The organism is Candidatus Tisiphia endosymbiont of Nemotelus nigrinus (assembly GCF_964026475.1).
Lineage (GTDB): Bacteria > Pseudomonadota > Alphaproteobacteria > Rickettsiales > Rickettsiaceae > Tisiphia.
Map to the genome: position 1 here is coordinate 274,963 of NZ_OZ032151.1, position 26,897 is coordinate 301,859.

At 33.7% G+C, this 26,897-nt stretch carries 16 protein-coding genes, 2 tRNA genes and 1 pseudogene; 16 read left to right on the top strand and 3 right to left on the bottom strand.

Annotation, left to right across the window (positions count from 1 at the left end; genetic code table 11):
* Window positions 1–26: 26 nt before the first annotated feature.
* From AAGD39_RS01355 to AAGD39_RS01365, 3 genes and pseudogenes are all read left to right on the top strand, one after another.
* Entirely contained in the window at window positions 27–2,033 is a 2,007-nt protein-coding gene (locus AAGD39_RS01355) for a tetratricopeptide repeat protein (protein ID WP_341756856.1), read from the top strand.
* Window positions 2,034–2,592: 559 nt separating this feature from the next.
* A pseudogene (gene nuoN / locus AAGD39_RS01360) lies at window positions 2,593–3,948 on the top strand (NADH-quinone oxidoreductase subunit NuoN); the annotation flags it as partial.
* A gap of 181 nt (window positions 3,949–4,129) precedes the next feature.
* Complete coding sequence (locus tag AAGD39_RS01365) at window positions 4,130–4,864, top strand: biotin--[acetyl-CoA-carboxylase] ligase (RefSeq protein WP_341756857.1); 735 nt, start codon at window positions 4,130–4,132, stop codon at window positions 4,862–4,864.
* Between the two features lie 311 nt (window positions 4,865–5,175).
* Here AAGD39_RS01365 and AAGD39_RS01370 read toward each other — a convergent pair whose 3' ends face one another.
* Window positions 5,176–5,910 (bottom strand): 3-deoxy-manno-octulosonate cytidylyltransferase, encoded by a 735-nt coding sequence (locus AAGD39_RS01370; RefSeq protein ID WP_341756858.1) that lies wholly within the window; start codon window positions 5,908–5,910, stop codon window positions 5,176–5,178.
* 122 nt (window positions 5,911–6,032) lie between these two features.
* Between AAGD39_RS01370 and AAGD39_RS01375 the strand changes: the two genes are divergently transcribed.
* From AAGD39_RS01375 to AAGD39_RS01400, 6 genes are all read left to right on the top strand, one after another.
* Window positions 6,033–6,108, top strand: a tRNA-Lys gene (locus AAGD39_RS01375).
* Between the two features lie 57 nt (window positions 6,109–6,165).
* Window positions 6,166–6,242 (top strand) — tRNA-Ile (locus AAGD39_RS01380).
* Window positions 6,243–6,383: 141 nt separating this feature from the next.
* On the top strand, window positions 6,384–7,793 hold the full coding sequence (locus AAGD39_RS01385) for a hypothetical protein (protein WP_341756859.1): 1,410 nt from the start codon (window positions 6,384–6,386) through the stop codon (window positions 7,791–7,793).
* Between the two features lie 17 nt (window positions 7,794–7,810).
* Window positions 7,811–8,389, top strand: a complete 579-nt coding sequence (folE, locus tag AAGD39_RS01390; protein WP_341756860.1) for a GTP cyclohydrolase I FolE — start codon at window positions 7,811–7,813, stop codon at window positions 8,387–8,389.
* A 503-nt stretch (window positions 8,390–8,892) separates the two neighbouring features.
* Window positions 8,893–10,203, top strand: a complete 1,311-nt coding sequence (proS, locus tag AAGD39_RS01395; RefSeq protein WP_341757199.1) for a proline--tRNA ligase — start codon at window positions 8,893–8,895, stop codon at window positions 10,201–10,203.
* Window positions 10,204–10,963: 760 nt separating this feature from the next.
* On the top strand, window positions 10,964–18,991 hold the full coding sequence (locus AAGD39_RS01400; RefSeq protein ID WP_341756861.1) for an autotransporter outer membrane beta-barrel domain-containing protein: 8,028 nt from the start codon (window positions 10,964–10,966) through the stop codon (window positions 18,989–18,991).
* A 159-nt stretch (window positions 18,992–19,150) separates the two neighbouring features.
* On the opposite strand, the gene AAGD39_RS01405 is transcribed toward AAGD39_RS01400, so the two are convergent.
* Together AAGD39_RS01405 and AAGD39_RS01410 are read right to left on the bottom strand one after the other, a co-directional pair.
* A complete protein-coding gene (locus AAGD39_RS01405; RefSeq protein ID WP_341756862.1) occupies window positions 19,151–19,882 on the bottom strand; it encodes a ComF family protein in 732 nt (243 codons plus the stop codon).
* Window positions 19,883–19,897: 15 nt separating this feature from the next.
* Window positions 19,898–20,065: a DUF2706 domain-containing protein gene (locus tag AAGD39_RS01410; RefSeq protein WP_341756863.1), complete on the bottom strand. Its 168-nt coding sequence runs from the start codon at window positions 20,063–20,065 to the stop codon at window positions 19,898–19,900.
* 287 nt (window positions 20,066–20,352) lie between these two features.
* Here AAGD39_RS01410 and AAGD39_RS01415 point away from each other — a divergent pair, with 287 nt between their 5' ends.
* From AAGD39_RS01415 to fsa, 7 genes are all read left to right on the top strand, one after another.
* Complete coding sequence (locus tag AAGD39_RS01415) at window positions 20,353–21,642, top strand: MFS transporter (RefSeq protein ID WP_375319552.1); 1,290 nt, start codon at window positions 20,353–20,355, stop codon at window positions 21,640–21,642.
* Window positions 21,643–21,731: 89 nt separating this feature from the next.
* Window positions 21,732–22,154 (top strand): nucleoside-diphosphate kinase, encoded by a 423-nt coding sequence (gene ndk, locus AAGD39_RS01420; protein ID WP_341756865.1) that lies wholly within the window; start codon window positions 21,732–21,734, stop codon window positions 22,152–22,154.
* Window positions 22,155–22,165: 11 nt separating this feature from the next.
* Window positions 22,166–24,013 (top strand): tRNA uridine-5-carboxymethylaminomethyl(34) synthesis enzyme MnmG, encoded by a 1,848-nt coding sequence (mnmG, locus tag AAGD39_RS01425; protein WP_341756866.1) that lies wholly within the window; start codon window positions 22,166–22,168, stop codon window positions 24,011–24,013.
* On the top strand, window positions 24,013–24,612 hold the full coding sequence (gene rsmG, locus AAGD39_RS01430) for a 16S rRNA (guanine(527)-N(7))-methyltransferase RsmG (protein ID WP_341756867.1): 600 nt from the start codon (window positions 24,013–24,015) through the stop codon (window positions 24,610–24,612). Before mnmG ends, rsmG begins: the two co-directional genes overlap by 1 nt.
* Window positions 24,587–25,351 carry an AAA family ATPase gene (locus AAGD39_RS01435; protein ID WP_341748380.1) on the top strand — a complete coding sequence of 255 codons (765 nt, stop codon included), beginning with the start codon at window positions 24,587–24,589 and terminating at the stop codon, window positions 25,349–25,351. The genes rsmG and AAGD39_RS01435 overlap by 26 nt, the downstream gene beginning before the upstream one ends.
* On the top strand, window positions 25,348–26,220 hold the full coding sequence (locus AAGD39_RS01440; protein ID WP_341756868.1) for a ParB/RepB/Spo0J family partition protein: 873 nt from the start codon (window positions 25,348–25,350) through the stop codon (window positions 26,218–26,220). The genes AAGD39_RS01435 and AAGD39_RS01440 overlap by 4 nt, the downstream gene beginning before the upstream one ends.
* Window positions 26,221–26,871 carry a fructose-6-phosphate aldolase gene (gene fsa, locus AAGD39_RS01445; protein ID WP_341756869.1) on the top strand — a complete coding sequence of 217 codons (651 nt, stop codon included), beginning with the start codon at window positions 26,221–26,223 and terminating at the stop codon, window positions 26,869–26,871. It abuts the gene before it with no gap.
* Window positions 26,872–26,897 lie beyond the last annotated feature (26 nt).

Genomic DNA, 26,897 nt, shown 5'->3' on the forward strand with positions numbered 1-26,897 from the left:
TTGAAACCTTTCATTAGGAGCAAAAAATGAATAAATATTTTATGTTATTAATAATATTAATTATGCCCTATAATTCATTCGCTCAACAACAAATATCTATATCTAATTTTGTTGCACCAGTTACTTATTTTGTCAAAAATGTCAAACAACTAAATTTACTCAAGAATAATTTAATTAAACATAGACAAGTAAGTATCATAGGAACCAGTGGAATGGGGAAAACCCAACTTGCTAGAATGTATTCTTATGAGAATCAAAATAATTATAAACTTATTTGGTTTATTGACTGTAATTTAGATATTAATCAAGAATTATTAAAACTAGCAAAAGTGATTAATAGTACTGCTAAATCTAATTTAATATCAGAAGATATAAAATTAATACGAAAAGAAGTAATGGACTATTTATCGAATCAAGAAAAATGGTTGCTGATATTTGACAATCTGAAGGTAGGTGAAAATAAAAAAGTTCAAGAATTCGTTGATTGGGAACATAACGGGCATATTATATTTTGCTCCCAAGATAGTGAAATATTACCTAATATAATCAAAATGACTGTTTTTAGGAAAACTGATGTTATTACTCTTGCTAATAATATTCTAGAAAATAGTAATCCTCTATTAGCAGAATTTTTGCACGAAGAATTTGCTGGTTACCCAATCATGATAGTACAAGGCACACAATTGTTAAATAATGCACAAGATTTAGATAGAGAAAAATATAAGAAAGAAATCCAAGTATCAACAGATAAAATTAAATTGAATATTGTATTAGCTATCAATGAATTAAAGCCAAGTGCTAAAAATTTACTAAATAAAATAGCCTTAATAAATAATCAAAGTTTCTCGAGAGAACTACTCAGTTATATTACTGACGATAAAAGTACCTTGAATGATGATATTTACCAACTCTCTAAATTTTCCTTAATATCTAACATTGATCCCAATGATACTAACCCTGTCTTTGAAATGCATGATGTCATTGCTGAAAAAATAGCTGAGATTAATTGTGGTGAGGATAATAAAGCTTATTTAGAGGATATTATTACTAAATTAGTTGGATGTGTGCCAAAGAGTTTGATAAAAGCCCAGCTTTTTAGGAAAGCGAAAACTATGCATGAAAATTTTGAGATACTTAGTAGAAATGCTGAGAAATATAATGCTAATATATATAAAATTATGCAACTGAACAGACAACTAATATCAGCATATCTTATCTCTTACGATTACCATAATACGGAAAGACTCATTAATTGGTTTAATAAAAATGATCAACAGGGGGATGGTAAGTTTAAATTATGGTTAATGAATAATGATGAGAAATATACATATGCAAGTTACCTACGAGCAATAGGCGTGTATTATAGAATTTGTTCTAATCATAGAACAGCAATAAATTATTGTATAAGAACGAAAGAAATACTAGATAATGTACAAGGTTATGAATCTTTTAAATGGGTTGTACTGTTTACCTTAGCAACATCGAATATTGCATTAGGGCAGGTTCAAGAAGCAGAAGAAAACATTAAAATTATAGAACAAATTGTTAATAAAGGTTTAATGGATGAAAGTGACATATTTTATATACATGATGCTAAAGCGCTTCTATTCTTCATACAAGGGAAATATACTGAATCATTAGAACAAGTTAATAAAAGCATAGAAATAGCCATTAAAAATGGGACAAGTCCTGATGACCCATGGCTTATAAATTCCTATAATATTAAAGTAGAAGTATTAAATTATCTTAAAAAGCACCAGGAAGCGTATGCCATAGCCAAGCAAGTATATGACATGTGTAAATCCTTTAAGAAAGAAGATGATGAAGTATTTGGTTGCACTTTTGTCGAAATGGCAAGAAGTGAGTTAGGACTGGGGAAGCTAGACCAAGCCTCAGAGCATGTTAATAATGCTATTTCCATATTCTTAACCAATGAACTTAGAAACCCTAAAAATACAGATTATTCAGAAGATACAGATCTAGCAGCGAGCTATGTAGTGCAAGGTGATATTCTATTGCCCAAGATCATATAAAAGAAGCTATAAAATCCTATAATAAAGCTTATAGCATATATTATTATTTATATAGAGGTAATCGTAAGAATGTAGCTCAAGTTAGTTACTTATATACTCAAGGAGCCAAAGCTGCATGTAAAGCAAAAAACTTATTTAGTTATAAATTTTTTGGTAAACCGCAAGTCAAGGAGTTTGGAATAAACCACCCTAATACTGTATCTATGTTCGAGTATTGTAAACAATATAACATGGACTTATGGGCAAAGGGAAAATAGGTTATGGTGTGTATACAAGTGATTTGCAGAATTGGCATCGCAAAACTTCGGATCATTCGCATCACAGATATCGGAAGTTAGAAATTATATAATTCATGCAATAATTAAAATATTTTTTACTATTCTACTTAGTGCTAGCAATCTTATAGTATATATTATGTATAACTAACCCGACTAAAATTACTCCATTATTGTGAGGAAACGTAAGCCGACGAAGTAATACGTTTCTAATTACTTTTTGGATTGCTTAGTCGGGTTAGCTAAACACATTAAATTATATACTTATTTAAGAACTTAAAATTATGATAAACCCAATTTTAGAACAATTTATAGTTATTTTGCCTGAAATAATGCTGACCTTATTGGCATTACTTACTCAGCTATCTGCTGTATTATTTAGTAAAAAAACTAGAATCATCACTAATATTACAATATTACTGTCGGTTGTACTTTTTATTGTTTGTGGTCAGAGTGAGGCAATAGTTTTTAATAATTCCTTTGCCACTAATAATTTTACTGGTGCTTGTAAGTCTCTTGTTTTACTTTTTTCAATGATGACTATGATAATGTATAACGATTATTGTAAAATCACTAATGAAAAATTTAAGACAGAGTTTATAACTTTAGTGCTACTTTCGACTGTTGGTATTTTTGTTACTATATCAGCTCGTAATTTTTTATTGTTATTTGTGGCTATGGAATTGCAAGCACTAGGAGCGTATGTACTAGCTGGCTTTAGTTTGCATAATATTAAATCATCAGAAGGGGCATTAAAATATTTTATTTTAGGTAGTTTGATCAGTTGTCTGGCATTGTTCGGGATATCCTTTATTTACGGATTTGGTGGTAGTTTAGATTATAGTAATATTCTGCAAAAATTAAATCAATCACCACAGCCAAATATTGGCTTAATAATTGGTTTAGTACTTTTTTTAAGTGGTATTTTCTTTAAATTATCTAGCGTTCCTTTGCATGTTTGGACGCCAGATGTATATGAGGGGTCACCAATTCCTTCAGTTAGCTATTTTGCTGCTGCCACAAAATTTGGCAATGTAGTGGTGTTATTAAATATAATGACGATGGTAGTTGGTGATTATAAGCAAATTTCAGTTGATTTAATCAAAATAACAGCAATTTTGTCGATGTTGGTTGGGGTCGGTGGGGCTATTAGACAAACCTCCCTCAAAAGGTTAATGGGATATAGTACTATTCTAAATATAGGATATGTCTTGATGGGAGTTGCTTTGCATAGTGATCAAGGTAGTATTGCTGCATTAGTATATATGTTTATTTATGCCGCTTCTGTCATCGGCTTTTTTGCTTGCCTAATTGCTCTGTTGGGGAAAAAAGCCGATACGGCAAATTTTGATGATATTAAAGGTCTTGCTTCTAGTCGGAAGGCTTTAGCTGGTGGGATTACGATTATCATGTTCTCAATGATTGGTATTCCTCCGTTGGCAGGATTTTTTGGTAAATATTTCGTTTTTTATCAGGCTATTATAGAGGGACAATTTACTTTAGCATTCATAGCTATTGGTACTAATATTATAGCAGCTTATTATTACTTAAAAATAGTTAGGTCTATGTACTTTTTTGAGGCAAGTAAAAGTTTGCAGCCAGACTTGACATACTCAAATGATTTGGAGAATTGGAACGTAAAACAAGGGGTGAGTGAGCGGAGCGTACAGCTAGTACGTGAGCACGCGAATACCCCGAAGTTTTGCGAAGCCAATTCTTCAAAGCAGCAGAGTATACCAACATATCAAGGTTTAAGGTTTGTCAGCTGCCTTGTTATAGGATTTCTTTTGTTTTATTCTCTATTGATTCGATGAGGTAGTTATGTCTTGGCAGGAAAAATATAATCTACTAATTTTTGATGAGATAGATAGTACTAGTTCTGAAGCTATTAGAATGGCTAAGACTTGTCCTGATAAAAATTATGTAATATTGGCAAAAAATCAGACAAAATCGCGTGGAAGAAATAGTAGAATTTGGCATTCTAGTTTAGGGAATTTGCATGTTAGTATATTATTAAATCATCAGATTAATCTTGCTTATGTTCCGCAATTATCTTTTGTTATGGCTATTGTTGTCTATAAAACCATTAATTCTTTGACTACTAGCTCAAGAAATTCTATCAAATTAAAATGGCCTAATGATATTTTAATAAACGATAAGAAAGTATCGGGTATATTGCTTGAATCTATTAGTATCAATAACAATAATTATCTTATTATAGGTATTGGTATTAATATCAAGAAGAGTCCTGTAAATATTGATCAATTGGCAACTAATTTATCTTATGAAAATATAGAAGTAAAAGATACAGAATATTTATTAGATATATTGATGATTAATTTTGAAAAATATTTTAGTAGATGGAAGGAACAAGGATTTAGCAAAATAAGACAATATTGGCTTAAACATGCCTACAAATTGGGTAAAATGGTTAGCGTAAATGATGGAAACGCAAAAATCTCAGGAATTTTTAAAGATATAGATGAATATGGTGGTATAAGAATTCAACTTGAAGATGGCAAGGTAGTTACCTTACTTAGTCCTGAGATATCGTAGATTCTTGCTTATGTACTCATCTTACGCGGGACGTTTAAAAGCCATAGGGGAAACAGCCGAGTGTCATTGCGAGGAGTCGCTTTAGTGACGACGTGGCAATCTAAATAAATGTGGATTGCTACGACCACTATGTGGTCTCGCAATGACGGAAGTACTTTTACCTAAATGTCATTGCGAGAAGCTACTTTAGTAGCGACGAAGCAATCCAAAAAAAGTGATTAAAAATGGATTGCTTCGTCGGCTTATGCCTCCTCGCAATGACAAAGGAATTATCTAAAACTTATTCGGGTTAGCTATATGCGTAAGATGAGTTATGTAGTAACATTATGTTGTTGATAAAATTTGATAGCTTTGTTTAAATCTTCTACTGTATCAACAGAAATAGGGATATTGTTAACATAACATACCCCTATGGACATATTATTTTGTAATGCTCTTAATTGTTCGAGTTTCTCGTTTAATTCTAAAATTGAGGCTGGTAAGTTTATGAATTTAGTTAATGCTTCTTTGCGAAACCCATACATTCCTACATGATATAGAAATTCTTCCGCACCGTGTGGTATAAGACTACGAGAAAAATACAAAGCCCTATCGTTATGGTCAGCAATAACCTTGACATTACTATGACCATTTACGGCGTCTATACCGACTTTTACTACTGGGGTCATAATATCATGGCTACTGGACTTTAGGTTTTCAATAACTTTAATAATTGATTCTGGTTCAATAAAAGGCATATCACCCTGTACATTCAGGATATAATTAATATGCTGATTATTTGGTATGGCTTGAAACGCTTGGTATACACGTTCGGTACCAGTTTGGCATTCTGGGCTTGTCATAATGAATTGTCCACCACAATCAGTAACTTTTTTAGCTATAATTTCTGAATCAGTTGCCACATAAATATTTTTTAGTTTGGTTGAATATACTTGCCTAAGAACACGCTCAATTATTGAGATTCCTCCTACAAGTTGTAGAGGTTTCTTAGGAAGTCTTACCGAATCAAGTCTTGAAGGGATAATAATTGCAACATCAGAATGCATAAGCTACCATATTAAAGATATTTATTAAAATAACTGTTGACATAATAGGCTTTTTAAACGATAAAGTAAAGCTTATTAGACATGGTTCTTAAGACACAATCTGTCTTTAAGTAGTGTTTTTAGGGCTCGTAGCTCAGCAGGTAGAGCACTTGACTTTTAATCAGGTTGTCCCGGGTTCGAATCCCGGCGAGCCCACCATTTCAGGGTACTTAGCCCCCCTTAATCGTACCTGAACAGCCAATATAAAGGTATTAAGGGTTTGTAGCTCAGCTGGTTAGAGCACACGCCTGATAAGCGTGAGGTCGGAAGTTCAAGTCTTCTCAAACCCACCATTCGTAAGTATACGCAAATGATTTGAAGAATTGGATTTGAAAATGAGGGGTGAGTACACGCAGCGTACATAAGGTACGTGAGTATGCGAGTCCCTGATATTTTCAAAAAACAATTCTTCAAATCAGAAGAGTATATTCTTTATGAATCTTGAGAATAGTATAATTGATCAATTAAGCCATAATAAGTTAGCTATGTACTGGCTTAGAAATGGTGTAATCTCGCTTGCTCTTGCTGGGGTATATTCAATAATATTGGTAATGCTTCGCACTCCGATGTTAGTTAACCTGTTTCCCAATACAGAAATTTTTAAATCAGCTTTGGTTGTTCATGTTAATTTATCAATCCTAGTTTGGTTGATATCTGTTACAGCCTGTATTTGGAGTTATAATTTACAGCCGACTACTTCCATTATAACATATGTAATATTAGCATTTTTTGGCACTGCACTAATAGCTTTGTCACCACTTTGTGGACAAAATTTTCCTGTAATGAATAATTACATACCAATGCTGGAGAATATAATGTTTATTCTCGGAATTAGTTTATTTGGTGTGTCGGTATTATTATTTTCATCGAATGTCATCCTAATCGGGATAAAAAACCTAAAAAATCATAAATTGATTAATTTTACTATCTTCTCTACCGCAATAATATGGGTGTTAGTATGGATATGTTTTATTTGCTCTTATTGTCAACTACAGCAAGTTATTAAACTTGTGCCAGTCGATATAGACTTTTACTATGAATTGCTTTTTTGGAGTGGGGGGCATTTATTGCAATTTCTTTACACACAAATTCTGATATTAGTGATGATACTATTATGCCAGGCTTGGATAGGAAAAGAATTAAGATTTAACAAGCTGTATCTAGGGCTATTATATTTAAATTTTGTGATAAGTATTGCCGCTATTTGGGGGCATTTATCCTATGATATTATAGATGCTGAATTCAAAGAATATTACACTAAACAAATGAAATATGGTGGGGGGATAGTACCAACTTTGTCTTTGGTAATAATGTTTTATGAGCTAGCTACAGCTAATTTGAATAACATTACTCCGTCATTGCTTCGTTGGCTTACGCTTCCTCGCAATGACACTAGTTTGCTACGAGTAAATAGTAATCAGGTTAGCTATATAAAGACAAGCATAATTTGTTCTAGCATGTTATTTTTGTCTGGGGGATTTATTGGCGTGTTAATTACCGGTATGAATGTTACTATTCCTGCCCACTACCATGGTTCAATTGTTGGAATAAGTGTGGCATTTATGGGTTTTAGCTTTCTTTTGTGTGACAATGTATGTGACAATAAACAAAGGAAAAATTCATATTTTTCTGCAGCAATTATTACTTTAACTACCGGGCAAATGTTACATATTATAGCTCTTCTTTTGGCTGGTGGGTACGGAGTGCTGAGAAAAACACCAGGGGCAGAAATGACTATTGGCAGTAAATTATTAATGGGTATAATGGGAGGAGGGGGGCTTATTGCTATTGTTGGTGGCTTGATGTTTGTTGTTATTTGTGGTAGAAAGATATTTTTAAAATAATTAGCATAATAAAAGTAATGACCCTGAAAAAACCTACTACAGAAGAAGCCAAAGAGGCAGTTAAAACTTTATTACGATTTATTGGTGAAGATCCAAATAGAGAAGGGTTACTAAAAACCCCTGATAGAGTAATAAAAACTTACCAAGAAATGTTTTGTGGGTATGATAAAAATATAGAAGAAATATTATCTACTAAGTTTTATGAGACTGGTAACTTTCAGGACTTTATTTTATTAAAAGACATAAAGTTTAACTCTTTTTGCGAACATCATTTATTGCCAATAAATGGTACGGTTGATATAGCTTATATACCAGATAATTGTATAATAGGTATCAGTAAATTTGCCAGAATAGTTGATGTTTTTGCAAAAAGACTGCAGATTCAAGAGAAAATGACAGTACAAATTGCTGAAACATTACAGGAATATATTAAGCCTATGGGTGTTGCGGTCAGGATTTCTGCACTACATAGTTGTATGACTCTTAGAGGCGTTATGCAAAATGATAGTATTATGAATACTATGCATTATACTGGTATATATTTAGAGCAGCAGAAATATCGCCACGAGTTTTTAAATATTATTGCTAAGAAATAATCACCTGAATGGGTTCTTGATATTGATAAGTTCCTAAATGTCATTGCAAGGAGTCACTTCAGTGGCGACGAGGCAATCCATAAAAGCGATTAGAAGTGGATTGCCACAACCACTAAGTGGTTTCGCAATGACATATGTACCTATAACTCGTCATTGCGAGGAGGCGTAAGCCTACGAAGCAATCCACTTCTGATCACTTTTTTGGATTGCTTCGTTGCCACTAAAGTGGCTCTTCGCAATGACGAAGAAATTATTCAGAACTCATTCGGGTTAGTTATATAGCTAGCATTTTTTCAAATAATTTGCATATATCTATTAGTGTAGTTAATTTTTATGATATATTGCTTATATACTCAAATGATTTGAAGAATTAGATTTGAAAATGAGGGGCGAGCACACGCAGCGTACTATAGTACGTGAGTATGCGAGTCCCTGATATTTTCAAAAAACAATTCTTTAAAGCATTTGAGTATACTAATTCTTTAATTCATTTGAGTCTATTCATGTTATTATCAAAATATTTTTTACCAGTGCTAAAGGAAGAGCCAGTAGAGGCACAAGTAGTTTCTCACAAGCTGATGCTTAGAAGCGGTATGATAAGACAGCAATCTGCTGGGATTTATAGCTGGTTACCTATGGGGTTAAAAGCCTTGAAAAATGTTGAGAATATTGTTCGTCTTAATATGAATAAAGTAGATGCCATTGAGATATTAATGCCTTGTATTCAACCAGCATCTTTGTGGATGGAATCTGGAAGATTTGAAAATTATGGTAAGGAAATGTTAAAGTTTCAGGATCGCCATGATAATACTTTATTATTTGGACCTACTAATGAGGATATGGTTACTGATATTTTTAGGAATAATATTCAGTCCTATAAAGATTTGCCAAAGAACTTATATCATATCCAGTGGAAGTTTAGGGATGAAATTAGACCTCGCTTTGGAGTAATGCGTGGTAGAGAGTTTTTAATGAAAGATGCATATTCTTTTGATATAGATCAAATAAGTGCAATAAGGACTTATAATCAAATGTATTTGGCATATATACAAACTTTCCGTGACATGGGACTCCGGGTGATTCCAGTACTTGCTGATAATGGTCAAATAGGTGGGGATTTAAGCCATGAGTTCCATATTCTTGCTGATAATGGTGAGAGTACTATTTTTTATGACAAAAAGTTTTTATCTTTAACAGATCAGGAAAGTTTAGATATTGAAAAATTACAATCCTTATATGCGGCAGCAGAAGAAAAACATGAACATGATAAATGTTTGTTAACAGAAGAGAATCTTGCTAGTAGTAAAGCCATAGAGGTTGGTCATATTTTTTATCTTGGTACAAAATATTCTAAGACAATGAAGGCTCTAGTAAATACTAGTGATGGTAGTCTTGTGCCAGTAGAAATGAGCTCTTATGGTATAGGTATTTCAAGACTTCTAGCTGCCATAATCGAATCAAGTCATGATGAAAAAGGGATTATATGGCCGCCAAATATTGCTCCTTTTATGGTATCAATATTAAATTTGAACGTACTTGATGGTAAATGCAATGAACTCTCGCAAAATCTATATGACAAACTCGTAGCCAATAAAATAGCAACATTATACGATGATACAAATGAGAGAGCTGGTAAAAAATTTGCCACTCATGATCTTATCGGTTCGCCATATCAAATAATTATTGGTTCGAAGAACTCTGCCAATGACGTGGTTGAATTAAAAGATCGTAGGACAGGCAAAATAGAAGAATTAGCTGTGAGTAATGTGGTTGATAGTATCCTAGACCATAGCAATTGTAAGAGGGTGACTTGATAGACACTGGACTGAAATAGTCGTGAACAGAATAAGTACCCTCTTAGTTGGTTTACCTTGAACAAATTGCAGAAGGGGTTGAAAGCAGCAGCCTTGCACAATAAGACGAAGGAGATTATATCATGAGTAAAATAATAGGTCTAGATGTAAGTAAAAATGGTTAGATATATGTTTATATGAGTCTAACAATAAACCGATATATAATCGTTTTTCTAATGATAAGTTAGGACATGAAGAGTTTATAAAATTAACAAAAGAGCAAGAAATTAAGCTAATAGTATGTGAGCCTACTGGAGGTTATGAAGCGGATATTTGCCAAAAATTGCGATTTTTAAATCGCCCTGAAAATAAATCTATGTACCTATTTGACACAACCTAATAACTATGATACATTATTATACAATTAAAAATATTGCATTAAATATTGATGCATAATAGATTAGATTTTATAGTATTTTGTTTGATACAATGGTTATTCCTAAGGTATGATACCCACAACTGTCGAAAGTTAGAAAAGGAAGATGATTTAGAGGTTATTAGGGTAACTTAAAAATTGTGAAAAAATAACCGAGGTCATTGCGAGGAGGCATGAGCCGGCGAAATAATCCATTTTTAGTTGCTTTTGTGAATTGCTTCATCGACCTAAGGCCTTCCTCGCAATGACATTGCCATGCCTAAAACTGCTTCCTTTTACAACTTTCAACAACTATGAGATGGCCCTTTGGGAATAACGAATTATTTTTTATAAGAGTGGAAATATATGGCTAAAAAACAAAAATTCTTTAAAAATTTGCTGACTAGCGTGTCAGTTGCCTCTATTGTCGCAAGCATAGGGGGAAGTGGCTCGGCTTTTGGTGCTACAGTTGATACTAGTGCTGGTGGTCCTGGTGGTGCTGTTGATCTTAGTACTATTATTCCTGCTATTCCTCCTATTGCTGTTGATAATTGGGTACGATTTAGTGCTGCTGATACACTTACAATTGATGCAGGAGCCGTTGGTCAAATAGCTGGAATTGATGTAGCAAATACTCCAGGCGGGCCTACCATAGTAAATAGAGATTTTATTACAGGACCTATCGTAGGTGTTGCTGGCCCTATGCATGTTACCATTAACGACAAAGAACTAACATTAAACGGAGCTGCTGATCCTAAGGATGTAAATAAATATGATAAATTAGGGAATATAGAGTTCACTAATGCAGCCTCAACTCTTGTAGTTCATCCTGATGGTGTTGCTGGAAACATAGTACTCCCTGGTAATATCACTACGACTGCTCCTAATCAAGGCATATTAACCTTCGAAGGAGCTGGTACAGTAGAGGGGACAATCGGTACTAAAGTTGATAATTTAGCCGAGATTAATATTGGCGATGGAAACGTTGAGCTTAAAAAAGATGTTTTTACTCAAATACTTAAATTTGGTGGTGCTAATAACAAAATTGTAACAATTGGTAGTGATTTTACAGGTGAAGTTGATTTTGGTGCAGCTAATGGAGGAACGCTAACTTTCAATAACGCTGCTAATACAACATTCGAGTCAACAATAGTTAATGGTGCAAATGGTACTTTAAATGTTCAGACTAACATCACAGCTACCAATGCAGACATTGGCAATATTAATACTATAAATATTGGTACTGATGATGGTGCTGGTACGACTACAGCTGGTATCTTAGCAATACAAGCTCCAGCTGGTGGGGTTAATCTCCTTGATGTAACAGCTGCAGGTGCAGGTGCAAATGCAAAAATTAACTTCTTGGATAAAAAATCGACATTGAAATTGTATATAGATGCAGCTGCAGGTGCTGATAGTACCATAACCTTTCATCAGGATTTACTAGGAATGCTTGGTAATGGTGGAATCGTGTTGCTAGAGGGGACAAATGCTAATACTTTAACTGTACAATCTAATGATGGTACAAGAGCTCTTGGAACAAATGCTGCAAAGCTAGATAAGTTGCAAGTTCGTGGTAAGGTGACTGTTGCAGGAGATAATACTGCTAATAGACTTGATGTCAGTAATGTCAATATATTGAACATTACTAAGGATGCAGTATTTACTGACGAGAGTGCCACCTCATCCCAGATTGCTGAGATACACATTGGAGCAGATGGTGGTGCTGGTGCTGGCAAAGCAAACTATATACTGGATGCAGACTATGGTGATTTTAATATTCTGAAGGATAGTGCAATTGCTTTTAATGCTGCAGATGCTCAGTTAACATTACGGAATAGTAGTGCTTTACATGACAGAATTATAACCTTTCATGAGAGCTTACCAGGAATGGCTGGTGGTGGTGGTATCGTATCGTTGGAGGCTAATAAGGGTGGGAGTTTATCTGTACAATCTTCAGATGGGATAAAAACTCTTGGGGCAGTTGGTGCAAGGCTAGATGAATTGCAGGTGCGTGGTAAGGTGAATATCTTAGGAAAGTCCGATAAGCCGCAAATTGATTTCAGTAATGTAGATAAGTTGAGTGTTATTAATGGGGCAACATTTATTGATAGAATTGCCTCCTCAGCCCAAGTTGCTGAGATTCATATTGGTGCTGCTGATGCTGCTGTTCCTGTTGTTGCTGGTCCAGCAACCTACATAATTGATGCAAAATATGGTAGTTTTAGTATTTTAAAGACTAAGACTGTTGGGGGCGGTAATAAAAGAATTATTTTTGATGCTGCAAATGCTCAGTTAACATTACGGAATAGTAGTACTTTACATGACAGAACTATAACCTTTCATGAGAGCTTACCAGGATTTAATGATCCTGCTCATCCTGGCGGTGCTATTGATCATGGTGGAATCGTATCGTTGGAGGGTACAGATGCTCATAGTTTAATTTTAAAATCTGATGATGGTGCAAGAACTCTTGGAACTGATGCTAACAAGCTAAATGAATTGCAGGTGCGTGGTAATGTAACTATCAGAGGAAAGGATAATAGACTTGATGTCAGTAATGCCAAGGTGCTGAACGTTATTAAGGGGGCAGTATTTACTGACGAGAGTACCACCTCATCCCAAGTTGCTGAGATTCATATTGGTGCAGATGGTGGTGGTCTTCCTGCTGTTGCTGGTGTAGGTCGAGCAACCTACATAATTGATGCAAGATATAATGATATTGACATTTTAGCGCCTAAGGCTGGTGGGGGCGGTAATAACAGAATTATTTTTGATGATGCAGATGCTCAGTTAACATTACGAAATACGAGTGCTAAAAGAGATGGAACTGTAACCTTTCATGAGAGCTTACCAGGATTTCTTGGTGCCGTTAATGGTGGTATCGTATCGTTGGAGGGTACAGATGCTTATAGTTTAATTTTAAAATCTGATAATGGTGCAAGAACTCTTGGAACTAATGCTAACACGTTAAATGAATTGCAGGTGCGTGGTAATGTAACTATCAGAGGAGATAACACTGATCCTGTTGCTGTTAACCGTAATAGACTTGATGTCAGTAATGCCAAGGTGCTGAACGTTATTAAGGGGGCAGTATTTACTGACGAGAGTACCACCTCATCCCAGATTGCTGAGATACATATTGGAGCAGATGGTGGTGGTCTTCCTGCTGTTGCTGGTGTAGGTCCAGCAACCTACATAATTGATGCAAAATATAATGATTTTAATATTTTGAATGGTAATACAATTACTTTTAAGGCTGCAGGTGCTCAGTTAACATTACGAAATAGTGGAACTGCTGACAAAGAGATAATTTTTCATGAGAGCTTACCAGGATTTAATGATCTTGCTCATCCTGGTGGTGCTATTGATCATGGTGGAATCGTATCGTTGGAGGGTGGGAATACAAATACTCATCGTTTAATTTTAAAATCTGATGATGGTACAAGAACTCTTGGAACAGGTGCTGGTGGTCACAAGATAGAACAATTGCAAGTGCATGGTCACGTGACTATCAGAGGAATGGATGTTGCTACAGCGGGGGCACTTGGCGGTGGGGCTGTTCCCGATAGACTTGATGTCAGTAATGCCTTGACATTGAACCTTGCTAAGGATGCATTATTTACTGACGAGAGTGCCACCTCATCTCAGATTCCTAAGATTCATATTGGTGGTGATGCTCATAGTCAAGCAACTTACGTACTAGATGCCAAATATGGTGATTTTAATATTTTAACTGCTGCTGATCAATTTCATTTCGCGCATGAAGATTCTAGTTTAACATTACAGAATAGTGGTACAACGGATAGAGTGATAACTTTAGACAATAGTTTAGACCCAGGTGTAGCTGATCAAGGTAGAGTTATACTCAACTCTACTACAAATAAATTAAAGATTGATGGAGGAGCAGGTAAAAGTTTAGGTACTGCTCATTTATTAGCAATACTAGAGTTTAGAGGCAATGGAAATCTTGAGGTAGTTCCAGACATATATGCTAAAGGGATATTTTTAGGGGCAGCTGAAGTAACAACCAACAATATTACTGCTGATACTATTGAATTTGTGAAAGGTATTAAGTTTAATGCTAATGGTAACATAGGTAATGTGGATTTCCATAATAAAGCAGGTGAAATTATTCTAGCAAATAATAAGAGTATTGGTACTGTAACAGGAGCTAATGCTGGTACATTAACCTTTGCAGGAAATGGTGAAGCTGGTGCTATTAATGGTATAGCAACAGTAAACTTCAATGGAGCTGGTATTGTAGAGTTAGATGAAGCTAGTGCTACGAATTTTAATATTAAAAATGTTGGTGCTAATATTAGCACTACTGGTCCATTGAATGGTAATGTGAAGTTTGAGGCTGCTGGTAAACTAACTGCTGGTGCAGATGTTGCAGGTAATGTTAATTTTGATAGCACAGCTGGTGAATTAACATTTAACCGTGCTGCAACATTCTCCTCAACAATAGCTAATGCTGCAAATGCTATTTTAAATGTTCAGACTAACCTTATAGCTAACAATGCACAGATTGGAACGATTAAGATCATAAATATTGGTGTTCCTGGTGTTGCTCCTATTGATAAGGTTCTAAAAATAAATGCCTCAGCCGCTAATGTTAATCTTCTTAGTGCTGCTAATGCAGAAATCAATTTCTTACATGCAGATTCAAGATTGGAATTGTATAGTAACGTTGCTGGTAAATCCATAACTTTTGATAATAACTTACTAGGAGGAGTAGCAGGAGCTGGTAATGGTGGAGTCGTATCGATACATGGTGATGGTCGTATTTTAACTCTAAAATCTGCAGGTGGAAATAAAACCCTTGGAGGACCTGTTAACAAGCTAAGTACATTATATGTTAATGGTCAAGTTACCGTCGCAGGGGGAAATGATGCACTTAATGTCGCTAATACGCTGGTATTAAATATTACTAATGGAGCAGAATTTATCGATGAGAGCGGTACTTCAGCCCAGATTGCTCAGATCAATATTGGTGAGGTTGCTGGCCCAGCAACTTACGTACTGGATGCCAAACATGGTGATTTTCATATTTTAGCTACTAACAACATTACTTTTTCGCATGCAGATGCTCAGTTAACATTACGTAATAGTAATACTGTACAGCTTGAAAGGATTATAACTTTGGACAATGCTCTAGACCCCGGTACTGATAATAAAGGTATAGTTAAGTTCGATTCTGTTGTTGCTGACAAAACATTAAAGATTGCCGGGAAAACTCAAAGTTTAGGTACTAATGACCATAGACTAAATGGAATAATATTTTCTGGTGCGGGTAAATTTACCATTGAACCTCGTATTTATACTACAGATATAGAATTAGATGTACCTGAGATAGAGCTGAATGATGTTAATAGTAATATTAAATTTCTCCGAGATACTAAATTCAAAGCTAGTGGTACTATCACAGGTAATGTGGATTTCAATAATCAGAGCGGTACGCTTGCACTAGAAAATAATCAAAACATCACTGGCTATGTAACTAGCAGCAATGGTGTCAATGGAACTTTAAAGTTCGTGGGTAGTGGTTCCGTAGGTGGTGTAATTACTAATTTAAAAACGTTAGAAGCAGGTGCCGGTGATGTGACATTAGCTACTGGTGATCATACCATAGAGGAAATCCAGGGTAATGGTACGCAAAACTTAACTTTTGCTAGTGGTTTTAATTTAACAGGTGATATTAACCCAAATGGCGGAGATAAAGTTGGTTTAATATTCCAAGGTAGTGGCAGTATTACTGGGGTTGTCGGGACTAACAATAATCCGGTTGGTAATATCCAAGTTCAAGCTTATACTGTGGCATTTGGTGATCTAATTCATGCTCAAGAGATAACTATATCAGGTACTGCTGAGATTGCTGCCAATGTCACCGCCACTAATATTACTGGCGCTCAAGGTACGGTTAGATTTAATAACCAACAAGATATTGAGGTTAATAGCGCGATAGGCATCGGGAATGTAGAAATAGCCGGAAGTAATGTGAAAGCCAACAAGGTAGTTTCAGCGAGTAGTGTTAATTTCACTAGTTCTCAAGAGGCAACTTTGACCTTAAACGAACAGAGTACTATAAGTAACATTACAACAACTGGTAATCAGGTGCATAGTTTAGCATTACATGAGGATCTTACTATTGCAGGTAATGTTGGAACAGGAAGTAACAGATTCAAAGAGATTGAATTACAAGGTGATCATACAGTTAGCATTACTAACAGTAATCTCTATGCTGCTGTGTTAACCACAACTAATAATAGCGGTAAAGTAATATTTAACTCGAGTGGTAGCATCGCTTATGGTAATTTAGGAGCGGATAAGCTTAGATTATCTGATGTAACTTTTGATAGTAACTCTACGGTGAAAGGTGATGTTTACTCCAAGAAAATAACCATTAATGCTGATAAAACGGCAATTTTTGCTGGTATCGAGAAAAGAACTATGGCTATCCCAGGGGTAAATGTAGACAGGGCTATTTTACCAAGACTAATTGAGCAATTTACCTATTACACACAAATTGATTCGGACAATATATACGCTAATCAATCGTCTAAGATGAAGTTTGATAATGCAGCATTAGTTAAGGCTTCAATTAATGGTGGACAGGTAATATTAGCAGGTGATGTATGGTTTAAAGACAAAGTAGAATCAACCGCTCATGTAACCTTTGAACCAAATAAATATGTAATATTAGAAAACGATATTACATTTGCTAGCATTGAAGCCAATCAAGCCAAGATAATTATGTTACCTGAAAAGGGAACTATAGCTATGACTGGTGATTTAACGGCTGAAAATTTAATCATGGATCTTGGAACTGGGCAATTAAAATATGCTGGTAATGCAAAGCTAAAAACTCTAGAACTGCATACTTTCTATGACACCTCAAAAATGGCAGGTGGTAATATAGAGATTCAGAAGGATAGTAAACTGGATATATCACAACTAGACAAACTGAAAATAAAAGTAATAGCACGATCTGATATTAACAAAATTTCTGAAGATACTACATATACTCTGATTTCATCAGTTAATAAAGATGGTATTATTGGAAAAGATAAAATTGATATTGACCTTAATACAGATGCTGAACAAAACCGCTTTGTCAAATGGAGCATTGATCATGATACTCTGACCCTACGTGCAAAGGATGTTTCGAAGGAAGAGTTAGGGAAATTCAAGGAAAAGTTAGAGGAGAAATTAAAGGAAAATTCAGATGGTAAATCAGATGATGGTTCTGATAGCTTATCAGAACAACTGAAACTTGTTGAAATGTTTATGCATGCTGAACAAGGTAGTGATGCTGCTAATTGTAACAACCATATTGGTAACATGAATGAAGATAAGGTTGGAGAGTTATTTAAGAGATTATTACCTGGTAAAAAAGCTTCAATAGAACAAAGTCCAATGAATGTAATATCTGAAGTAATGACATTAACGAGTTTAGCTGTTAATAATCAAATTGCTGTAAGAATAGATGGACAGAAACCTATAGCAGCTATAGGAGCTGGTGATGATGATAAAAAAATGTATGGAGTATGGGCTAGCCCGTTCTATGGTACTGCTAACCAAAAAATACAACAAGGAGTTAGTGGTTATAACATGAAATCGGCGGGCTTAATTGTCGGTTTTGATGGATTAGTACATGATAACTTGTTACTTGGTGCAGCTTATAGCTTAATTGATACAAAAATGTCTCATAAGAATCAAAAAAATGGTGATAAAACTAATGGTACAACTAATATCTTCTCTTTATATGGTTTATATCAATTTGCCGGTAATTGGTTTGCTGAAGCGATAGCATCATATGGTATAACTAAGGTTAAAAACTTAGAAGGGCGTGTAATTTCAACTAATTTGAGAAGTGTCACTGCTCTAGATACAGCTGTTGCTAAATATAAATCTATTTCTTACGGCGGGCAACTACTTGCTGGATATAATTATCAACCTTCTGAAAAGTTAACGATCACGCCAACTATTGGGGTCAGATATACACAATTTAAGGATTCTGGTTATACGGAAACTGGTAGATCATACCAAAATCTAGCTGTTAAAAAGAGAACGTACAATAAAGTTGAAGGTATTTTAGGTTTAAGCACTGCGACAAACATACAGTTAGACCAATTGCTGTTAACACCAGAAGTGCATGGTTATGTTAATTATGACTTCAAAGGAAAAGCACCAGTAATTGATGCAAGATTAGATGGAATAGATAAGCCATTACCAACCAAGTTAGTTAAACCTTCTAGGCTATTCTTTACTGTTGGTACTAGCTTGACTGCAAAACACAATATGATGGAATATGGTGTTGCCTATAATGCCCACATTGCTAAAAAATATATTGGCCACCAAGGTAGTTTAAAGCTTAAAGTAAATTTCTAGATACCTTTACGTCTTACGTCTTCTTGCAGTGACAGTTTTAACTTTACACAACGTCATTGCGAGGAGATACTTTTAAGTAGCGACGAAGTAATCCAAGGAAGTGACTAAAAATGCGTTGCTTCGTTGGCTCACGCCTTCTTGCAATAACAATGAGAGTGTTTAGGTCATGGCAATTGTCATAACATAAACATTCTCAGCTCCGGACTCTTTCAAGATTTTCGTGCATTTGTTAATCGTAGTTCCGGTGGTCAGCAAGTCATCTACTAATAATATTCTTTGACCTGTAATTTGATATTTTTTATTCAATATAAGGCTATTTGATAAGTTTTTTTCTCGTTCTTTTTTGGATAAAAATGTTTGGGATTTGGTCCATCTTGACTTAATTAATACGTCCGGACTTAGTGGTCTTTTGAGTAACTTGCTGATTTCTATAGCCAAAACCAAAGCAGGGTTATACATCCTAAACAGTCTTTTGAACCTATTCATCGGAACTGGAATTATTAAGTCAACCTCTTGAATCTCATTATAATATTGTCTATAGAATAATTTACTAAAAGTTTTGGCAAGAATGGTTTTGTCTTGATATTTAAAAGTATGAATTATTTTCTTGCTATTCTCGTTAAATTTTATTAAACTACGGGATATGTTATAATGTGGTTTGTGTTGAAAGCATTTTGTACAACACATATCATCTAGAATTGATATATCTAATCTACAGCCACAAACAATACAGTAGGGTTTTGTAATAAAATCAAGTTTCTTCCAACAATCTTGGCAAAAATCCTCCTTAGTATCAGTCACTTCAGCACAAGACAAACATCTTGCTGGTAAAATATAATCTATGAGATAATTATAAAATCTACTGACATAAGATTTATTGACTTTGTACACTATTAAAGCAAACCTTTAAGCGATATCGATGGTTAAATTTACCGGCCTACGAACACATGGATTTCTAATACTAGACTCAATGGATACACAAGGGCTTTTAATTTCATAAGGAGGACCAGAAGTGCATGATAATAATTGCAAAAGCATAACAAAAGGTAGAAAAAATCTTAATAACTTTGTCATAATTGTCATTTAAAACTAATAATTTGTTACCTTGACCTTAGGTTAGGTTAACATAATTCACGATATAACTCAAACACTTTTAATAAAAAAATAAGTTTTAGATGTAAAATACATAATAGTTTGTGGTATTTTCTTAACAACCAATATATAATGTATACTCAAAAATTGATTTACTTCTAAGCTTTGTGAACAAAATTTTAATTGCTTATATTGTGTCAACAAAACCTAGCATCGGAACAAGAATTATAATTTTTAAATATTTGCAAGTAATATAAACCAAGAAAATGATGCTAAACACACCCTTTAAAGAAAGACCTCCTTATGCTAAAAAGTATAATAGTTGGCGTATTAGAATTTTATATTCGATAATTATTGGATATTCAACATTCATACTTTGTCGTCAGAATTTTAATATTGTAATGCCTGCTTTAATGGATCATTTTGATGTAACCAAAACTCAACTTGGCTGGATTTTAACAACCGCTTCTATATTTTATGGTGTAGGAAAGTTGTATAATGGATTCCTCAGCGATAGATCAAATGCTCGTATATTTATGGTGGTTGGTCTTGTCTGTGTGGGTATTATAACATTATTATCAGGGTTTGTTTCCAGTATAACATCGCTTGGTCTTTTGTGGATTCTGAATAATTGGTTTCAATCTATGGGCTGGCCACCTGCAACACGTATGCTAACTTATTGGTATGCTTCTAAGGAATTAGGAACAAAATGGTCTTTGGGAGCTACTTCTAATCAAATTGGTGGAGCAATTACTATGATAGTATGTGGTTATTTAATAGATGTTTATGGTTGGGAGTCAGCATTTATAATTCCTGGAATAGCGGCATTATTAATATCATTATTTTTATTTAATAGATTACGTAATTCTCCTAATGAGGTTAATTTACCTATAGTGGAAAAGTATAAAGAATGTGATATTACTTCCAGTAATGAGAGTGATAATTTATTAACAAGTCGTCAATTAATAAAAATTGTATTTTGTAATAGATTAATGTGGTATGTGTGTTTTGCCAACATGTTTGTTTATATTGTACGTTCAGGTATAATTTTCTGGGCGCCTGTATTTTTGTGCGAACTAAAAAACATTACTATTGCTCAAGCTGGTTGGCAAGTTGCTTCTTATGATATTTTAAGTTTAGTTGGTGGTATTGTTGCTGGGTGGATGTCAGATAAAATATTTCAGGGACGACGTGGTCCAGTTGGTTCAGTATTTATGTTTACTTTAGCTTTTACTATCATTTTATTTTGGCAAATGCCAAATGAATATGAAATATTTAGTGTTAGTATTCTTGCTTTGGTTGGTTTTTTTGTATCTGGACCACAAGTCTTAATAGGTATTGCTACAGCAGATTTTACTAATAAACAAGCTGTTGGTACGGCTAATGGTCTTTCAGGTTTATTTGGTTACCTTGGTGCTGCACTTGCTGGTGTATGTGTTGGTTGGATTTCTGATAATTTAGGTTGGAATGGTGTTTTTTTATTTTTTAGCCTTTCTGCTTTCTTGGGGGCAATACTTTTTTCTTTAACTTGGAACTATAGTTCTAGAAAAATTGCATAACATGTTACTTTACCTGTGCTGTTATAATTTACTTGCCAAAAATATATAAATTTATATAAATATTAATAATAAATTAATAAAGGTTTACTGTGACTCAAGAATATACATTTTCAATGATTAAACCAGATGCTACGAGAAGAAATCTAATTGGTAAAATCAATTCTTACTTAGAAAATAATGGGCTAAAAATAGTAGCTCAAAAAATGGCTATTTTAACTAAAGATCAAGCAGAGTACTTTTATGCAGAACATAGATCAAGAGCATTTTTTAATAGTTTAATAGAGGGTATTATTTCTGGTCCTGTTGTTTTGCAGGTGCTTAAAGGGGAAAACGCTATCTTACAAAATCGTAAAATAATGGGAGCCACTAACCCAGAAAATGCTGAACTAGGTACAATTCGGAGAGATTTTGCAGAAAATATTGAGGCTAATAGCATCCACGGTTCTGATACTTTAGAAAGTGCTGAAAGAGAAATAAAAATTTTCTTTACTGAAAAAGAAATTGTGGAATAATTATAGTCTATATGGGATACGGTGTTGTAGTTATTGGTGGTGGTCATGCTGGTTGCGAGGCAGCTTCGGCTTCTGCACGTTTAGGTATAGATACTCTTTTAATTACTCTAAAGCTAGATAACCTTGGTGAAATGTCATGTAATCCTGCAATAGGTGGGGTAGCAAAAGGTACTTTAGTAAAAGAGATAGATGCACTTGATGGACTCATGGGTAAAATTATAGATCAAGCCGGTATTCATTATAAGATGCTCAATGAAAGTAAAGGTCCAGCCGTTTGGGGACCAAGAGCTCAAGCTGATAGAAAGCTTTATAAGAAAGCTATGCATAATGTCTTAATAAATCACCCAAATTTGACAATTTTATGTGCGTCGGTAGAAGATATTGATATCCACGACTCTAAAGTAAAGGCATTGACCTTAGATAATGGTACACGTATTGAGTGTCAAAAAATTGTGTTAACCACAGGTACTTTTTTATCCGGACTCATTCACATAGGAACTAAAAAAATCCCATCGGGTAGAATAGGTGAAAAACCGTCATACGGTTTATCTAACACTTTAAAATCTTTTGGTTTTTCTCTTGGTAGATTAAAAACTGGTACTCCTCCAAGAATAGATGGAAGAACAATTGATTATAACGAAGTAGAAGTGCAGGCTGGAGATACCGTGCCACGTCCTTTTTCCGAACTTACAAATTCTGTTAAGATAAAGCAAATAAATTGTTTCGTTACTAGAACAACTGAACAAACCCACGAAATTATTAGGAATAATTTAGATAAATCAGCTATGTATTCTGGACAAATCAAGGGTATAGGACCAAGATATTGTCCATCTATTGAAGATAAGGTTACTAGATTCTCTAAAGCAAGTCATCAAATATTTTTAGAACCTGAAGGCTTGGACGACCATACTATATACCCAAATGGTATATCTACATCGTTGCCTGAAGATATACAATTAGCATTGCTAAAAACAATTCCTGGTCTTAAAAATGCCACTATGTTAAAACCAGGATATGCAATAGAATATGATTATGTCGATCCGAGAGAATTAAAAGTAACGTTAGAAACAAAAAAAATTAAAGGTTTGTATTTTGCTGGTCAAATTAATGGCACCACTGGCTATGAAGAAGCTGCAGGGCAAGGAATTATGGCTGGCATTAATGCAGCCTTATCGATAAAAAATCAATCAGATTTTATTTTGACTAGAGCAGATGCTTATATTGGTGTTATGATTGATGATTTAATTACCTTTGGTACAGTGGAACCTTATAGAATGTTCACTTCCAGATCTGAATATAGACTTTCTGTTAGGGCTGATAATGCAGATTTAAGGCTAACTCAAATGGCCATAGATATTGGTGTTATATCCAATTTACGCAAAGAGATTTTTAGTAAGAAATGTGACGATATTCATAAGGTAGAAAATATTGTAAAAACTATTTCTTTAACAACTACTAAGTTAGCTAACTTGGGTGTGTCTATCGCACAAGATGGTTCATATAAAACAGCCTTTGATTTACTAGGACTACCAAATTTTGGTGTTGATAAAACAATAGAGATATTTCCAGAACTTATTTCATTAAATAAAAAAATTCTTCATTATCTTTGTATTGAATCAAGATATTCTTCTTATTTGATTAGACAAAATGCAGATATTCAATTATTTAAAGAAGAAGAGTTGGAATTATTAGATGAGAATATTGATTACTTTAAAATACCAAGCTTGTCTACAGAAGTAAGAGAAAAACTCCACTATCATAAACCAGCTACTATTGGAGCGGCTAGAAGAATATCTGGAGTTACTCCAGCTGCTTTAATAGCAATTATAATTTATATAAAAACAAGATATAAACATTAATGTATGACTGTCGTAATGTTCCACGTGAAATATTAGATGCTCTTAAAAAGTATCAATCATTGACATTAAAATGGAATAAAACTATTAATCTCGTTTCTTGTAATACCGAGCGTGAGTTTTGGGTAAGACATATTTTAGATTCTTTACAGCTAATGAAGTATATAAATAACCAAAATATTCATTTAATAGATGTTGGTTCGGGTGGTGGATTTCCAGGGATAGTTTTGTCTATTGCTGGAATAAAAAATGTTACTTTAGTAGAATCTGATGTAAGAAAATCTATTTTTTTATTGCAAGCTTCTAAAATTTCTACTAATAAAGTCAATGTGGTTAATCAACGAATAGAAAATGTTAAATTAGATTGTGATATATTAACTTCTAGAGCCTGTGCTCAGTTAGAGAAAATATTTGTTTATACCCAACATATTAATGTAAGAAATAAGTATTTATTATTTAAAGGTGAGCAATATCAAAAAGAAATTGAAATTGCTAAAAAGAGATGGTCTTTTTGTCATTCTATGTATGATAGTGAGACTTCTAATAATAGTAAGATTCTAGAAATTAGTAACATATATGACAAAAATAGTTGCGATAGTTAATCAAAAAGGTGGAGTTGCTAAAACTACAACTACTGTAAATTTATCGACAGCTTTATCTGTAATGGATAAAAAAATCTTGGTTATAGATTTAGATCCTCAAGGAAATAGTAGTACTGGTTTTGGTATAAACCAACAAGATAGAAAAGTTACTATTTATCAGGTATTAATTGGTTTAAGAACGATTGAAGAAGCCATAATACAAACGAATATTCCAAATTTACAATTAATTACAGCTAACACTAATTTATCCGGTGCTGAATCGGATTTATTAAGTATAAAAAAGCGTGAATATTTATTATCAGATTTGTTAAATAAGTTGGTCAGTAAATATGATTATATTATTATAGATTGTCCTCCTGCTCTTAACCTACTAACAGTTAATGCGTTAGTAGCTTGTGATTATGTATTAATCCCTATGCAGTGTGATTTTTATTCATTAGAAGGATTAAGTCATTTACTAAAAACAATTGAAATTGTAGAAAAGAATTTAAATCCAAAAATAAAAATTGCCGGTATTTTATTTACTATGTATGATAAGCGCAATCGATTAACTGAGCAAGTAGAGGATGATGTTAGAAAATGCTTAGGAAGATTGGTATTTAAGACAGTTATTCCACGGAATGTAAAATTATCTGAGGCACCATCTTACGGTCAGCCAGCAATTATTTATGATCATAAATGTACTGGCTCTATTGCTTATATAGAACTTACAAAAGAGATTTTAGGTAGAAATATATGAAAAACAAAGGTTTAGGCAAAGGGTTATCGGCTTTGCTTGGAGAAGAGGTTTTTACTGTAGGAAAAGATGAGTTAGTAAAAATTATAGATATTGATAAAATTGAAGCTAGGAATAATCAACCAAGGAAAAAATTTGAATATGATAAAATAAAAGAATTAGCTGACTCCATAAGTAATAATGGTTTATTGCAACCAATCATTGTTAATTCAACCAGTGATGGAAAATATAAAATTATAGCTGGTGAGAGACGTTGGCGTGCTTGTAAGATAGCTAAGCTTAGCGATATTCCTGCTATTGTAAAAGATGTAGGGGATAAAGAAATTATAGAGATAGCACTAATTGAAAATATTCAAAGAGAGGAATTATCTGTTATAGAAGAATCAGAAGGATTTGAGCGGTTAATAAAAGAGTTTGGTTATACACAAGAGAAATTAGCAGAAAAACTTAGCAAGAGTCGTAGTCATGTAGCTAATTTATTAAGATTAAATCAATTACCACAATCTATCAAAGATAAAATAAATGAAGGGCTTTTAACTATGGGACATGCAAGATGCCTAATTAATCATCAGCAGGCCGAGGTAATAGCTAACCATATTATTGAAAATGATTTAAGCGTTCGACAAACTGAAGATATAGTAAAAAATTGGTCTAAAAATGAATATACAAAAATCCCAGAACATGATAGACATGTAGGGAAAAGATTTCTAAAAGAAAATAGTAAAGAGAATGATCTACAATTATTAGCTAAATCATTGTCAGAAAGATTTAATATAAAAGTAACTATTGAAGACTACCCAATTGGTGGAAAATTAATATTTCACTATAGCAATTTAGAAGAACTTGATTCAATTTTGTCGAGGTTAAATTAAATGCAAATTTTTTTAGATAGTGCTGATGTTAAAGAAATTGATGAGATTAATCAATTAGGTATAATTGATGGTATAACTACTAATCCCTCCTTAATGTCTAAGACAAAAGATGATTTTGTCTCAACTATTGCAGAAATATGTAAGATAATAACTTTCGATGTTAGTGTGGAAGTAGCTGCCAATGATGTTGATACTATGATTAGTCAAGGAAATAGAATTTTAGAAATATCCAGCAATATTGTTATTAAATTACCTATGACATGGAATGGTATTAAGGCGTGCCAATATTTTGCAAATAAAGAAAAAAAAGTGAACATGACCTTATGCTTTTCTGTGAATCAGGCTCTTATCGCTGCAAAAGCCGGAGCATATTATATATCGCCTTTTATCGGTAGACTTGATGATATAGGTCAAAATGGTATTAGTTTAATAAGTGATATAAGACAAGTATATGATAATTATCAGTATCAAACAAAAATCCTTGCTGCATCTATAAGAAACCCTAACCATGTTTATCAAGCTAGTATGTATGGGGCTGATGTTGCTACAATGTCTAGTAAAATTATCAAGCAATTATTAGATCATCCACTAACAGACTTCGGTTTAGAGATTTTTAATAAAGATTGGGATAAATCTGGATTAAAAATTTAATTATTAAAAAAGAATTAGATACTGCT

Bases quoted from the DNA above. Each gene is read 5' to 3' on its own strand.
- AAGD39_RS01355 (WP_341756856.1), top strand. From the start codon at position 27: ATGAATAAATATTTTATGTTATTAATAATATTAATTATGCCCTATAAT.
- AAGD39_RS01365 (WP_341756857.1), top strand. From the start codon at position 4,130: ATGTCTTGGCAGGAAAAATATAATCTACTAATTTTTGATGAGATAGAT.
- AAGD39_RS01370 (WP_341756858.1), bottom strand. From the start codon at position 5,910: ATGCATTCTGATGTTGCAATTATTATCCCTTCAAGACTTGATTCGGTA.
- AAGD39_RS01385 (WP_341756859.1), top strand. From the start codon at position 6,384: ATGAATCTTGAGAATAGTATAATTGATCAATTAAGCCATAATAAGTTA.
- folE (WP_341756860.1), top strand. From the start codon at position 7,811: ATGACCCTGAAAAAACCTACTACAGAAGAAGCCAAAGAGGCAGTTAAA.
- proS (WP_341757199.1), top strand. From the start codon at position 8,893: ATGTTATTATCAAAATATTTTTTACCAGTGCTAAAGGAAGAGCCAGTA.
- AAGD39_RS01400 (WP_341756861.1), top strand. From the start codon at position 10,964: ATGGCTAAAAAACAAAAATTCTTTAAAAATTTGCTGACTAGCGTGTCA.
- AAGD39_RS01410 (WP_341756863.1), bottom strand. From the start codon at position 20,065: ATGACAAAGTTATTAAGATTTTTTCTACCTTTTGTTATGCTTTTGCAA.
- AAGD39_RS01415 (WP_375319552.1), top strand. From the start codon at position 20,353: ATGCTAAACACACCCTTTAAAGAAAGACCTCCTTATGCTAAAAAGTAT.
- mnmG (WP_341756866.1), top strand. From the start codon at position 22,166: ATGGGATACGGTGTTGTAGTTATTGGTGGTGGTCATGCTGGTTGCGAG.
- rsmG (WP_341756867.1), top strand. From the start codon at position 24,013: ATGTATGACTGTCGTAATGTTCCACGTGAAATATTAGATGCTCTTAAA.
- AAGD39_RS01435 (WP_341748380.1), top strand. From the start codon at position 24,587: ATGACAAAAATAGTTGCGATAGTTAATCAAAAAGGTGGAGTTGCTAAA.
- AAGD39_RS01440 (WP_341756868.1), top strand. From the start codon at position 25,348: ATGAAAAACAAAGGTTTAGGCAAAGGGTTATCGGCTTTGCTTGGAGAA.
- fsa (WP_341756869.1), top strand. From the start codon at position 26,221: ATGCAAATTTTTTTAGATAGTGCTGATGTTAAAGAAATTGATGAGATT.